Genomic DNA, 11904 nt, shown 5'->3' on the forward strand with positions numbered 1-11904 from the left:
CGATCAGTTCCGAAACAGTAATGACTGGCGAGGTGAAAATAGCGCCCATCCACCACACTCAGATAAAGCGAATAATTAAGACTGTCCCACAGCAACGGAGCGTAGTTGTGATGCTCCCACCTGCTACCGAAAAACGGCCCTAGATAAATCATGTATCGCGTCCCTCCTGCATAACGCCATCAACGGCATGCGCAGGAATAGATCACAAGACACCGCATCAAAGTACCCGTTTTTTCCGAATCCTACCCCGCCACGCCACCGTCTCGCCCTTGTCATCCACCGCCACGTGCCTGCCGAGCTATTGGAACAACTCAACCTCGTGATATGCGAGCGCTCAAGATTCTTACAGCCTCCCCCAAGAAACCGTCAAAGCCGCGCATCTCCTCCCCCTGAAACATTCAAAAACCACTCCTCGCTTTCGGAATAGAGCGCGATATGCGCCCGGACTAACAGTAGAGGGAGGGTCGCGGAGGAGCATGCCTCTCGATATCAAATAAGCATCGTCAACTTCAATCGCCGCCCATGCGGCAAAGGTCACGACGATGCAAACCGCTGATTCCATCCGCGATAACGGCGATGTTGGCGGCGCGCAGCATCGAGCCGCACATGACCACCGACGGAGCCGCCGCCGCGCTCAACCTTAAGCCGCAAACGCTTCGCAAACGGGCATGCCTGGAATGCGGCCCGATTCGCCCTATCCGCATATCGCGGCGTCTTGCGCGGCGCGTCTCAGACATTCAAGCGTTGCTCAACGGAGAGCGTTCATGATCCGCTCCTGCTTCGGCGCGACCGCTTTCCCGACGTGGCGGACGTTCTCGCCCGACTTGGACTAAGGCCCGGACATGCCAACAGCGCGGGCTACGCGCAAGTGTGCTGTCCAATCCACGGCCAACGCCACCCCAGCCTTTCAATTCATTTCACGCGCGGGAACTGGCGCTGTTTCGCATGCGGCGAAACGCGCGGCAATGCGCTCGAACTTTATCGGCGCGCGCTCGATTAGCCGCTGTTTGGCTGCATCCATCGGACGCAGGAAAGGACGCTCAGAGTCGAAAAGTGCGATGGATAAATTAGCGCGAGCCAGCGCGACCGCCAAGCTGCGTTGAACGACATCGAGCCGCGCCGCGTGCTCGTCGCGGAGCGAACGCTTGTGATGCGCTTTCGCCTCTCGCGCTCTTTTGATCGTCACGGCTACCTGAGTTAGCCGATGGTCGATTTTCACAGCACCCGTGGCTGTCAGGACTTCCCGATTGCCCAATTTCTCGCTCCTGTTCAAAGCCCAGAACCGCCCCATTCAAAGCCGGACGGGCACAGTGGCAAGGTTGGACGACCGGGATATGTCACCATAACCGGCGAGCCTTGCGGCTCCCCTGCCACGGCCCGCCGATAGCCGAACAGCAGCACCGCCGCGCCGTTGGTCGGACGGCGAGCGAGGTACAACATTGCGCGCCGCCTACATTGCGTAGGCGGTCACGGGTGAGATATGTCTACTACAGGCTTCCAAACCTATCCCCGGCACAACCACGCGCCGGGAGCAAAGGAGTACGACACGTCTCCACACGGCAGATGTTAAGGCGCCGTCAAAAATGGTGTACTGCAAAGAACGTAACCGTGATCGTCATTCGACGTCGATCCGATTTGCCTACACCGTGCCTACACCAACGCCAAAAAGCAAAAAGCCCAATCGCTCGGACTGGGCTAAGTACTTGATTCGACTGGCCCGCCCTACACGACTCGAACGTGTGACCTACGGCTTAGAAGGCCGTTGCTCTATCCAGCTGAGCTAAGGGCGGAGAACCGGAACGCGCGGCGGCGGCAAACAAAAACAAACAGCACCAACCAAAAACCGCCGCGCATCGAAAAGAGACCGCGATTTTACCTCATTCGCCGCCGCCCTTGTCCCGAGTCGTCACACCGGTTGCGGATGCATCATGAACCAGCCGAGGAAGAAGATCCCCGCGATGACGCAATACACGCCGAACGACGCGAGCTTGCCGTGGCCTTCGAAGTAGCGCATCAGGAAGCGCACGCTCAGATATGCCGCGATGCCCGTCAGCACGCCGCCCAGCAACGAGTCGGCCAGTTGTCCCGGTGCATGGAAAAGCTTCGGCAGTTCGAGCACGCCCGCCGCGAAGATGATCGGCGTGCCGAGCAGAAACGAGAATTCCGCCGCCGCTTCCGCCGTGAGTCCCGCGCCCACGCCGGCGATCATCGTCAGCCCGCTGCGCGAAAAACCCGGAATCAGCGCGCCGATCTGCGCAAGACCGACCAGAAACGCCTGCTTGAACGTGAGCTTCTCGGGCGCACGCGTCGCACGGCTTCGCTGCAGGCGATCGCCGAACCACAAGAGCACGCCATTGACGATCAACGCCGCCGCCACGATCCGCAAGTCATGAAAAATGACCTCGAGCCGCTTCTCCAGCACCAGACCGACGATGCCCGTCGGAATCGTGCCGATGATCAGCGCCCACATCATGTGGCCATCGTCGTTCTTGCGGCCGCCGAGCGACGCGAAGAAGCCGCGGATCAGCGCGATCCAGCGTTCACGGAAATACCAGAGCAGCGCGACAGCCGTCCCGAGGTGCAGCGCCACGAGAAACGGCAGCAATTGCGGCGCATGCTTGTCGATGTGCATGCCGATCAGGCCGGGAACGAGCAGCGTGTGGCCGAGGCTGCTGACCGGAAAGAGTTCGGTCACGCCTTGGAGCACGCTCAGAAATACGAGAAACCACAGAGTCACGCGTCGGTCCTTTTTTGAGGAGGATGAAGGACGCGCCGTGCAGTTCCATTCCTCGCGTCACGCGAAGCCGGGAAGGCGGACAGGGAATGCGGAACAGGAAGGATGAGTCGATACGGCGCGCAAACGGGACCGATTATGCCGCCCGCGAAATCGAGCGCCAAGCGCTTAGCGCACACAAATTGTACCGACAGTCAATCGTCGGCAAAACGAAGAATTATCGAAAGACAAAGAAAGGCAAAACGAAAGGCATCGCGCGTTCGAACGGCGCGCGGTGCAGCCGATCCGTCAATTGCCCGTCAGGCCTTCAGGTTGTAGAGGAAGAGTGCCGTGCTCGCGCCGAAGAGGGCGAACATCGCGACGCCCATTGCCATCGCCAAATCCATGGTTGCTCCTTGTCCGTGCGATTCCCAACATACGGAGCATATAACAACATGTTGCATGTGCCTTGCTAAGTCGCAATTTCCCGCAAAGGGTTTTTCCGGACTGAATTCCAAGGCAGAATCGTCCGGTTCGAGCCGCGCCGCCCAGCCGTGCGCGGCGCCTCGCCACTCAACGGAGCGCCTGCCATCATGTCACCGGAAACTGACGTCATCGAAATCGAGCGCGACGGCGCCGCCATCCAGCTCGCGCCGCACGCGGGCGGGCGGCTCATGACCTGGCGCGTCGGCGGCGAACCGGTCGTCCATTGGCCCGACGCCGCCGACTGGTCCAATCCCGCGAAAATCCGCGGCGGCAATCCATTGCTCTTTCCGTTTCTCGGGCGGCATTTCGTCGATGGCGAAATCGGCAAATGGCGCGATCCGGAAGGCATCGTGCATGCACTGCCGACACACGGCTTCGCGCGCAACCTGCCCTTCTCCTGCACACGCGACGCCGACGGCCACGGCCTGCGCATGACGCTCGTCGACAGCGACGCCACCCGCGACGGCTATCCGTTCGCGTTCCGCTTCGAGGCGGCGTACCGCATCGTCGACGGCGATACGCTCGAAGTCGAGCTGACCACGTCGAACCCGGGCGAAGTCGCACTGCCCTACTACGCCGGGCATCACTTCTATTTTCATCTGCCGCACGGCCAGCGCGCCGAGAGCAGCGTCGAGCTGCCGCGCACGGAGCGCCGCCGCCAGCTTCCCGACGGCTCGATTACCGAAGCCGAGCCCGGCCTGCCGCGCTATGCGCTCGCCGATCCGGCTATCGTCGATACATTCCATTGCCTCACGCGACAGTCCGACGAGCCGATGCTGCTGAAGCTACCGGGCCTGAAACGCACGATCAGCTTCGAGCTGCAGCAGCCGGATTCGGTGCCGTGGTACGCGGTCACGACCTGGACCGAATCGGATACCTCGGACTTCTATTGCGTCGAGCCGTGGATCGGCCTGCCCGACGCCATTCACAACGGCCGTGGCCTGCGCTGGCTCGCGCCGGGCAAGACGGAGACGGCGTCGTTGAGGCTCGTCGTCGCACGGGACGCATAAGCGCGAACGGCGTCTTTCTGTCCGGGGAAATCCGAGACGGTAAAATCCTGCCTTTCGATTCGCCGCGCGGCTGTGCCGTGCACTTCCCGCGGCGGTGCTTTGCGAGGTCAGGTTTGCACAAAATAATTCGACGGCTCGTCTGCGCATCGCTCATCGCAGCATTGGCCGCTTGCGGAACGGGGCCGGTCGCGCCGGGTTTCTATCGCGTGGAGCGTGGCGACACCGTGTCCAAGATCGCGCGCGAGAATCGCACCACGGTCGCGAACATCAAGCGCTGGAACGCGATGACCAATCCCGACGCCATCGAGGTCGGGCAAGTGCTGCGCATCGCGCCGCCGGCGGGCAGCGCGAGCGCGGCGGAATCGCCGGGTGCGGCGACTGCTGGCAGTGCGAAGAGCGATGCGAGCGCGCAGGCATCGTCGCAGAACAAGGCCGGGCCGGGCGTCACGCTCGTGTGGCCCGCGCAAGGCAGCATCATTCGCGGCTTCGACGGCAAGAATTCGAAGGGTATCGACATCGCCAATGCGGCGGGTACGCCCGTCGTCGCCGCCGCGACCGGCAGTGTCGTGTATGCCGGCAACGGTCTGCGCGGCTACGGCAACATGCTGATCATCAAGCATGACGACGACTATCTGACCGCCTATGCGCACAATCGCGTGATCCTGGTGAAGGAAGGTCAGACGGTGCAGCAGGGCCAGCAAATCGCCGAAATGGGCGATACCGACAGCGATCGCACGATGCTGCATTTCGAAGTGCGCTACATGGGCCGTTCGACGGACCCGGCGCGCTATCTGCCGCCTCGCTGAAAGCCAGGCGGACGTTACAAGGAAGATTGATGAGATTGACGATGAGGATGAACATGGCCGCGCTCGGCGCGGCTCTGGCATTGACCGGCGCACTGGCCGGCTGCGCAAGCGGCCCGACCATGACCTACCTACCTTCCGGCGACACGGGCTTCGCGATCAACTGCAGCGGCGGCGATGCGGCCACGAGCTGGGCGGCCTGCTACAAGCAGGCGGGTGAAATGTGCGGCGCGTATGGCTACGACGTGATTTCGAAAGACGCCGACAACGGCGCAACGGCGGGCGGCACGGTGGGCGGCATTTTCGGCGCGAACATCAAAAACCGTTCGATGGTCATCCGCTGCAAGCAGTAAAGCGCTCAGCGATCTCTCGGCGCCCGCGTGCGCCAGTGCCCCGACAAGGGATCGATATGCGCGGCAAACGCCACGAGCGATGCCACGCCGAGCGGCGCGAGAGCGGCGAAAACCCAGAGCAGATCCATATCAGATACATTTTGCAACAAGTTCGGTCGATGATACCCGAGCGGCAAATGTTCCGGCTGAGGGAATGCTCTGATTTGTAAGTTTTGAGCAATTTTTACCGATTACGGTTTGTTGCAACGCGGTTTGCCGCTGTCTTGCATTCCGTTACGCTCCGAAACAAGCGCATACAACATCCGGGCACCGAAGTTCCTAGACTGGCGGCAGCCCGTGTCCGATCTCCGCGCGAACGGCTGGGCTCGGGTCAGAAGCCCCGGTGCGACGCACCGGGGCTTCGTTTTTTCGGCTACTGAGGTTTGGTGGCCGGATCGGTGATCATCGAAGGCGGCGTCATGTCCGTCGGCACACCCTTGTAGTCGGGCGGATCTTGCGGTTCGTGCTTCTGATGAGCGGGCTCCGCGCAGGCGGCAAGACCGAGCGCAAAGAATACGGCGCAGATGAAAGCGGAAACGGCACGCATGAGACTCCCGGACGAGCGTAGAAAAGACAAAGGGGTTACAAGCCGTAACTTGTAACCCCTTCGTGTATCGTGGTCGGAGCGAAAGGATTCGAACCTTCGACCCTCTGATCCCAAATCAGATGCGCTACCAGGCTGCGCTACGCTCCGACGAGCCGCAGATTGTAACGTGCCTTACGCGCATGCGCAACGCCAAACGCGGGCATGCATCTTTCTGCTTCGTTCGAACCGAAACTCATCAACCCGGAGACAATCGATGAACCTCATTCTCTGGCGACACGCCGAAGCGGAAGATCAGGCGTCGAGCGATCTCGCGCGGCAGCTCACGCCGCGCGGACGCAAGCAGGCGCAGGGCATGGCGAAGTGGCTGAAGGCGCGCATCGACGATGACGCCGTGCTGCTCGCCAGTCCCGCGACGCGCACGATCCAGACGGCCGAAGCCTACGGCGACCGTTATCGCGTGGTCGACGCGCTCGCGCCCGGCAACGGCGCGCGGGCCGTGCTCGATGCGGCGGGCTGGCCCGACGGCGTCGCGGAAACGGTGGTTGTAATCGGGCATCAGCCGACGCTCGGCCACGTCGCCGCGTTGCTCATGACCGGCCACGAAGCGGACTGGTCGATCAAGAAGTCGGGCATCTGGTGGTTCCAGTCGCGCACGCGCGGCGGCGACGGGCAAAGCGTGCTGCGCGCGGTGATCAATCCGGACCTGCTCTAGGACCGTAAGCTCGCGTTCATGCCGATGTCGTTTCATCGAAACGTCATTGCGATGCCATGCGAGCGTCACCGTGCATTACTACATTGGCGAGGACTTGAAAGCCACCGCAACGTCCTGTCGAGGAACGCCAATGCAAGATTTGCCGACGCCCTTCCTGCAATTCGGAGCGTCATCGCTCTCGCTCGATTCGCGCCGCCACCTTCCGCGCACGTCGGAAACGAATACGGGCCGCGAGCGCCTGCAAGTCGCGTGGGCGCGTGACGACGACGCCCTGCGCGACGCGCAGCGCCTGCGCTATCGCGTGTTCTCCGAAGAGATGGGCGCGCGTCTTTCCGGCCCCGCGGGCCTCGATGTCGATGCCTTCGACGCCTATTGCGATCACCTGCTTGTGCGCGACCTCGACACGCTGCAGGTCGTGGGCACGTATCGCGTGCTGCCGCCGCATCAGGCCGCGCGCATCGGGCGTCTTTACGCCGAAAGCGAGTTCGATGTGTCGCGCCTCACGCACCTGCGCCCGAAGCTCGTCGAAGTCGGCCGCTCGTGCGTGCATCCAGACTATCGCAACGGCGCGGTGATCATGTCGCTGTGGGGCGGCCTCGCCGCGTACATGATGCAAAACGGCTACGAGACGATGCTCGGCTGCGCGAGCGTCGGAATGATCGACGGCGGCCACTACGCGGCGAATCTCTACACGTCGCTGCCCGCCGATGCGCTCACCGCGCCCGAATACCGCGCGTTCCCGCATACGCCGCTGCCCGTCGAAGAGCTGGGCACGGGAGCGAACGTGAGTCCGCCGCCGCTCGTGAAAGGCTATCTGCGCCTGGGTGCCAAGATTTGCGGCGCGCCGGCCTGGGATCCGGATTTCAACACAGCGGACTTTCTCACCCTCTTCCGTCTGTCCGAGATCAACGCGCGTTACGCGCGGCATTTCATCGGCGACATGCAGGGACGTTGAGCCCCTGAAACGCACAAGGCCCCGCTCGGTTCGACGGGGCCTTGTCCTTTTGCGACGGCAACATCAGTCGCCGGTGTACACCACGCGATACGGCCGGCCGATTTTCTCCCATTCCATCGCTTCCTGAACGAGGCTGTAATCGGTGAGCGGATTATTGGTCACCCACTCGTCCGGCAGATGCACTTCGAAACCGCCGCCCGCCTTTTTCACCTCGATGCCGGGCAGCCCGACATCCGCGCGGCGGCGCGACAGGAGCGCTGCGAGCCGCAGGCAGAAAAGCAGCGTCCATTCGATATCGCGCGCCTGCGCGAGCTTGCCGAGCTTGCCCGCGTGACCGAGCACGAGCGCGGCGAGACGCGCCTGATCGGTGCGCGAGAAGCCCGGCATATCGGCGTTGCTCGCAATGTACGCGGAATGCTTGTGATAGGCGCTATGCGCGATCGACAAGCCGATCTCGTGCAGCGACGCCGCCCACGCGAGAAACATGCGATTTTCCTCGCGCACGTCCTCGTCGGGTTCGCCGAGCTGATCGTAAAAGCTGATCGCCAGTTCGCCGATGCGCTCGGCCTGCGCGGCATCGACGCCATAACGGCGCTTGAAGCCTTCCACCGTCACCGTGCGCATGTCCTGATGCTGCGAGCGCCCGAGCAGGTCGTAGAGCACGCCGAGGCGCAGGGCGGCATCGGTCGTATCGGCGTATTCGACGCCCAGTTCCTCGAACACGCCGAGCATGATCGACAGGCCGCCCGCCAGCACCGGCACGCGATCGGGCTTGAGCGCCACGAGCTTAAGGCGGTTCACGTTTTCGGCCTTGATGAGCGCCCGCTTCAGCCGCTCCAGCCCGCCGCGCGAAATGCCGTGCGTGATGCCTTCGTCGTTGAAGCCGTTCGCCTCGATGAGTTCCGCGAGCGCGCGCGCCGTGCCTGACGAGCCGATCGCCTGATCCCAGCCGGTCGCCTTGTATTCGCTCGAAATGATCTGGATCTCACGCTTCGCGGCGAGTTCGGCCTGACGCATCGTGTATTCGTCGACGTTGCCCGCCGGGAAGAACTGCCGGCTATGGCTCACGCAGCCGATATAGAGGCTTTCCATGTGTATCGGCGTGTAATGCGAGCCGATGATGAATTCCGTCGAGCCGCCGCCGATATCGACGACGAGCCGTTTGCCGGCGCTCGCCGGCACTGAATGCGCGGCGCCTGCGTAGATGAGGCGCGCTTCCTCGCGCCCGGCGATGACTTCGATCGGGAAGCCGAGCGCGGCTTCCGCTTCGGCGAGAAAGTCGTGCGCGTTTTTCGCGACGCGCAGCGTGTTGGTGGCCACCGCGCGCACCTGATCGGGATGGAAGTCGCGCAGACGTTCGCCGAAACGCTTCAGGGCGTCCCAGCCGCGCACCTGCGATGCGCGGTCGAGCATCTTGTCCTTGGAGAGGCCTCCGCCGAGGCGAACCGGCTCGCGCAGCGCATCGACCTGATAGATCTGGCTGCCGGCGGGCGTTTCCTCGACCCGTCCGACGATCAACCGGAAACTGTTCGATCCGAGGTCGACGGCGGCAAGTAGATGGGGATGTGTGACCATCGGATATCCAGAAATCGTGAAGTGGGGAAAGGCACTGTCACAGCGGCGCTGCTGCGGCGCACGAATTCTATTCTATGCCGCCTCGCACGCGCCCCGCTCTATCGTTGGAAAACGCGCGTTCGCGCTAGCGACGCTATCGGCATTGTGAGTAGAATTTGTGACATTCGTTATGTCATAAAAAATACATCATACTGTGAGAGCATCCGAGAGTTCCCTTGCCCATCTGATCGAGAAACCATCCCTCCCTCCGATGTCCATACGCTATCCGCTATTCAACCGCGAACTGGGCATACTAGGTTTCAACGAGCGCGTCCTCGCGCAAGCCGCCGACACGACGGTTCCCCTGTTGGAACGCCTGCGTTTCATCTGCATCACCAGCAGCAACCTCGACGAATTCTTCGAAGTCCGTATGGCGGGTCTGCAGGAGCAGATGCGCGACAACCCCGGCTCGCTTTCGCCGGACGGCATGTCGCTGCAGCACGTCTACGACCTCGTCTCCGAACGCGCGCAGCGGCTCGTGCGCCAGCAATATTCGATGCTGCATGACATCGTGCTGCCCGCGCTCGAAATGGAAGGCATCTACTTTCACGGCGCGGAAGACTGGACCGAGCAGCAGACCGCGTGGGCGCGCGACTATTTCCATAACGAACTGCTGCCGGTGCTGACGCCGATCGGCCTCGACCCCGCGCATCCGTTTCCGCGCGTGTTGAACAAGAGCCTGAACTTCGTCGTCGAGTTGGAAGGCACGGACGCGTTCGGCCGTCAGGCGATGATGGGCATCGTGCAGGCGCCGCGCGCGCTGCCGCGTCTCGTGCGCATGCCTGAAGCGCTGTCGGGGTATCCGCATGGCTTCGTGCTGCTGAGTTCGTTCATGCAGCACTTCGTGAACGATCTGTTTCCGCATCTCGTCGTGCGCAGTTGCAATCAGTTTCGCATCACGCGCAACAGCGAGCTTTTCGTCGACGAAGACGAAATCACCAACTTGCGCGTCGCGCTGCAGGGCGAATTGCCGGCGCGGCATCTGGGCAACGCGGTGCGGCTCGAAGTGTCGGCCGAAACACCGCCGCATCTCGTGCGCCGTCTGCTCGACGAAGGGCAATTGAGCGAACGCGATCTCTACCGCGTGAACGGGCCGGTGAATCTCGTGCGGCTCATGCAGTTGCCCGAGATGGTCGATCGTCCGGACCTCAAGTTCGTGCCGCATATTCCGTCGGTGCCGAAGGTGATCGTGAACACGTCGAATCTCTTCGATGCGATCGATCAGGGCGATATCCTGCTGCATCATCCGTACGAGAGTTTTCAGCCGGTGCTGGAGTTGCTGCTTCAGGCCGCGAAAGATCCGCAAGTCGTCGCGATCAAGCAGACCATTTATCGCACCGGCACTGACTCGCCGCTGATGGATGCGCTCATGCAGGCCGCGCGCAACGGCAAGGAAGTGACGGTCGTCGTGGAGTTGCTCGCGCGTTTCGACGAAGAGACGAACATCAACTGGGCGTCGCAGCTCGAAGCCGTCGGCGCGCATGTGGTGTATGGCGTGGTCGGCCACAAGTGTCACGCGAAGATGATGCTGATCGTGCGGCGCGTGTCGCAAGGCGGCAAGTTCGTGCTGAAGCGCTATGCGCATCTAGGCACGGGCAACTATCATCCGCGCACGGCGCGTCTCTATACCGATTTCGGGCTCATGACGTCCGATCAGGAAATGTGCGAGGACGTGCATCACGTTTTCCAGCAACTGACGGGTATCGGCGGGGAGATTCCGCTGCATCAATTGTGGCAGTCGCCGTTCACGCTGCACGCGAAGCTGATCGATGCGATCCGCGCCGAGGCCGAACATGCGCGTGCGGGACGGCGTGCGCGTATCGTCGCGAAGATGAATGCTTTGCTGGAGCCTACGGTCATTGCCGCGCTTTATGAGGCTTCGCACGCGGGGGTGAAGATCGATCTGATCGTGCGTGGGGTTTGTTCTTTGAAGCCCGGCGTCGAGGATCTCTCGGAGAACATCACGGTGCGGTCGATCGTCGGGCGGTTTCTCGAGCATCATCGGATCTTCTACTTCTATGCCAACGGCAAGGAAGATGTGTTTCTGTCGAGTGCGGACTGGATGGATCGCAATTTCTTCCGGCGCGTGGAGGTGGCGTTTCCGATTCGCGATCGGCGGTTGAAGCGGCGGGTTATTGCTGAAGGCTTGTCGGTTTGTCTCGGGGATAATCAGTCGGCCTGGGTCATGCAGAGCGATGGGCATTATCGGAAGCGGCGGCCCGGGAAGTCCATTCGTAACGCTCAATTGGGATTGCTGGCTAAGTTTTGTTCTTGATTTTTGTTGCTTCGCTCGCTTTTTGTTTTCGCCGGATCCCGTTGTCTTTTTGGTCTATTAGCACTGCCCCTGTGCGGGGCGGCAGTCACTTTCTTTGCTGCTGCAAAGAAAGTAACCAAAGAAAGCAGCTCGTTCAGGCCCACGGTCACACGCACGTTGGGTAGTTCTCTCGTCCACCGTGGCACTCGCCTAAAGAGTGCCCTCGTAAGCCCCATCGGGCTTGGCCCGCGCACGGTCTGACTAGCTAGTCTTTTTATGGCGCTGGTTCAGCACGAAAGAGTTCCGGCACAGCGCTGCGCGCTGCCGCCGGGCATGCAAGGGAAACCAACGTGTGGCGGACGCAGTGAGATGGATGTGTTAGCAAAGAAGCACGCGCGGACCCGATGGACCCATCGGC

12 protein-coding genes and 2 tRNA genes are annotated in these 11904 nt (G+C 61.9%); 7 read left to right on the forward strand and 7 right to left on the reverse strand.

What is annotated here, in order from left to right; translation table 11 throughout:
* Window positions 1-802 precede the first annotated feature (802 nt).
* A complete protein-coding gene (locus AWB76_RS42185) occupies window positions 803-1000 on the forward strand; it encodes a CHC2 zinc finger domain-containing protein (RefSeq protein ID WP_341845300.1) in 198 nt (65 codons plus the stop codon).
* Here the strand turns inward: AWB76_RS42185 and AWB76_RS42900 are convergent.
* From AWB76_RS42900 to AWB76_RS20295, 3 genes are all read right to left on the reverse strand, one after another.
* Window positions 908-1255 carry a hypothetical protein gene (locus AWB76_RS42900; RefSeq protein WP_167357771.1) on the reverse strand — a complete coding sequence of 116 codons (348 nt, stop codon included), beginning with the start codon at window positions 1253-1255 and terminating at the stop codon, window positions 908-910. The two genes, AWB76_RS42185 and AWB76_RS42900, sit on opposite strands and share 93 nt — an antisense overlap.
* A 458-nt stretch (window positions 1256-1713) precedes the next feature.
* A tRNA-Arg gene (locus AWB76_RS20290) sits at window positions 1714-1790 on the reverse strand.
* Between the two features lie 116 nt (window positions 1791-1906).
* The gene (locus AWB76_RS20295; protein ID WP_061161952.1) at window positions 1907-2737 is read right to left on the reverse strand and encodes an undecaprenyl-diphosphate phosphatase; all 831 of its coding nucleotides are present in this window, start codon (window positions 2735-2737) and stop codon (window positions 1907-1909) included.
* A gap of 569 nt (window positions 2738-3306) precedes the next feature.
* Here AWB76_RS20295 and AWB76_RS20300 point away from each other — a divergent pair.
* The 3 genes from AWB76_RS20300 (at window position 3307) to AWB76_RS20310 (ending at window position 5365) form a co-directional block, all read left to right on the forward strand.
* Window positions 3307-4209 (forward strand): aldose epimerase family protein, encoded by a 903-nt coding sequence (locus tag AWB76_RS20300; protein ID WP_061162094.1) that lies wholly within the window; start codon window positions 3307-3309, stop codon window positions 4207-4209.
* A gap of 113 nt (window positions 4210-4322) precedes the next feature.
* Window positions 4323-5015: a peptidoglycan DD-metalloendopeptidase family protein gene (locus tag AWB76_RS20305; protein ID WP_061161953.1), complete on the forward strand. Its 693-nt coding sequence runs from the start codon at window positions 4323-4325 to the stop codon at window positions 5013-5015.
* A 29-nt stretch (window positions 5016-5044) separates the two neighbouring features.
* Complete coding sequence (locus AWB76_RS20310) at window positions 5045-5365, forward strand: hypothetical protein (protein ID WP_208606589.1); 321 nt, start codon at window positions 5045-5047, stop codon at window positions 5363-5365.
* A 5-nt stretch (window positions 5366-5370) separates the two neighbouring features.
* On the opposite strand, the gene AWB76_RS42740 is transcribed toward AWB76_RS20310, so the two are convergent.
* The 3 genes from AWB76_RS42740 to AWB76_RS20315 form a co-directional block, all read right to left on the reverse strand.
* Window positions 5371-5493, reverse strand: coding sequence for a hypothetical protein (locus tag AWB76_RS42740; protein WP_279616430.1), 123 nt, complete (start codon window positions 5491-5493; stop codon window positions 5371-5373).
* A gap of 284 nt (window positions 5494-5777) precedes the next feature.
* Complete coding sequence (locus AWB76_RS41020) at window positions 5778-5951, reverse strand: hypothetical protein (protein ID WP_157696168.1); 174 nt, start codon at window positions 5949-5951, stop codon at window positions 5778-5780.
* Between the two features lie 70 nt (window positions 5952-6021).
* Window positions 6022-6098 (reverse strand) — tRNA-Pro (locus AWB76_RS20315).
* Between the two features lie 106 nt (window positions 6099-6204).
* Here AWB76_RS20315 and AWB76_RS20320 point away from each other — a divergent pair.
* Both AWB76_RS20320 and AWB76_RS20325 read left to right on the forward strand, forming a co-directional pair.
* Entirely contained in the window at window positions 6205-6663 is a 459-nt protein-coding gene (locus AWB76_RS20320) for a SixA phosphatase family protein (protein ID WP_061161955.1), read from the forward strand.
* Window positions 6664-6793: 130 nt separating this feature from the next.
* Complete coding sequence (locus AWB76_RS20325; protein WP_061161956.1) at window positions 6794-7618, forward strand: GNAT family N-acetyltransferase; 825 nt, start codon at window positions 6794-6796, stop codon at window positions 7616-7618.
* A gap of 63 nt (window positions 7619-7681) precedes the next feature.
* Here the strand turns inward: AWB76_RS20325 and ppx are convergent, their stop codons facing one another.
* A complete protein-coding gene (gene ppx, locus AWB76_RS20330; RefSeq protein WP_061161957.1) occupies window positions 7682-9193 on the reverse strand; it encodes an exopolyphosphatase in 1512 nt (503 codons plus the stop codon).
* A 250-nt stretch (window positions 9194-9443) separates the two neighbouring features.
* Here ppx and ppk1 point away from each other — a divergent pair, with 250 nt between their 5' ends.
* Complete coding sequence (ppk1, locus tag AWB76_RS20335; RefSeq protein ID WP_061161958.1) at window positions 9444-11507, forward strand: polyphosphate kinase 1; 2064 nt, start codon at window positions 9444-9446, stop codon at window positions 11505-11507.
* The last annotated feature ends 397 nt before the right edge of the window (window positions 11508-11904 follow it).

It is taken from the genome of Caballeronia temeraria (assembly GCF_001544795.2).
Classification (GTDB): domain Bacteria; phylum Pseudomonadota; class Gammaproteobacteria; order Burkholderiales; family Burkholderiaceae; genus Caballeronia; species Caballeronia temeraria.

Bases quoted from the DNA above. Each gene is read 5' to 3' on its own strand.
- AWB76_RS20300 (WP_061162094.1), top strand. From the start codon at position 3,307: ATGTCACCGGAAACTGACGTCATCGAAATCGAGCGCGACGGCGCCGCC.
- AWB76_RS20310 (WP_208606589.1), top strand. From the start codon at position 5,045: ATGAGATTGACGATGAGGATGAACATGGCCGCGCTCGGCGCGGCTCTG.
- AWB76_RS42740 (WP_279616430.1), bottom strand. From the start codon at position 5,493: ATGGATCTGCTCTGGGTTTTCGCCGCTCTCGCGCCGCTCGGCGTGGCA.
- AWB76_RS41020 (WP_157696168.1), bottom strand. From the start codon at position 5,951: ATGCGTGCCGTTTCCGCTTTCATCTGCGCCGTATTCTTTGCGCTCGGT.
- AWB76_RS20320 (WP_061161955.1), top strand. From the start codon at position 6,205: ATGAACCTCATTCTCTGGCGACACGCCGAAGCGGAAGATCAGGCGTCG.
- AWB76_RS20325 (WP_061161956.1), top strand. From the start codon at position 6,794: ATGCAAGATTTGCCGACGCCCTTCCTGCAATTCGGAGCGTCATCGCTC.
- ppx (WP_061161957.1), bottom strand. From the start codon at position 9,193: ATGGTCACACATCCCCATCTACTTGCCGCCGTCGACCTCGGATCGAAC.
- ppk1 (WP_061161958.1), top strand. From the start codon at position 9,444: ATGTCCATACGCTATCCGCTATTCAACCGCGAACTGGGCATACTAGGT.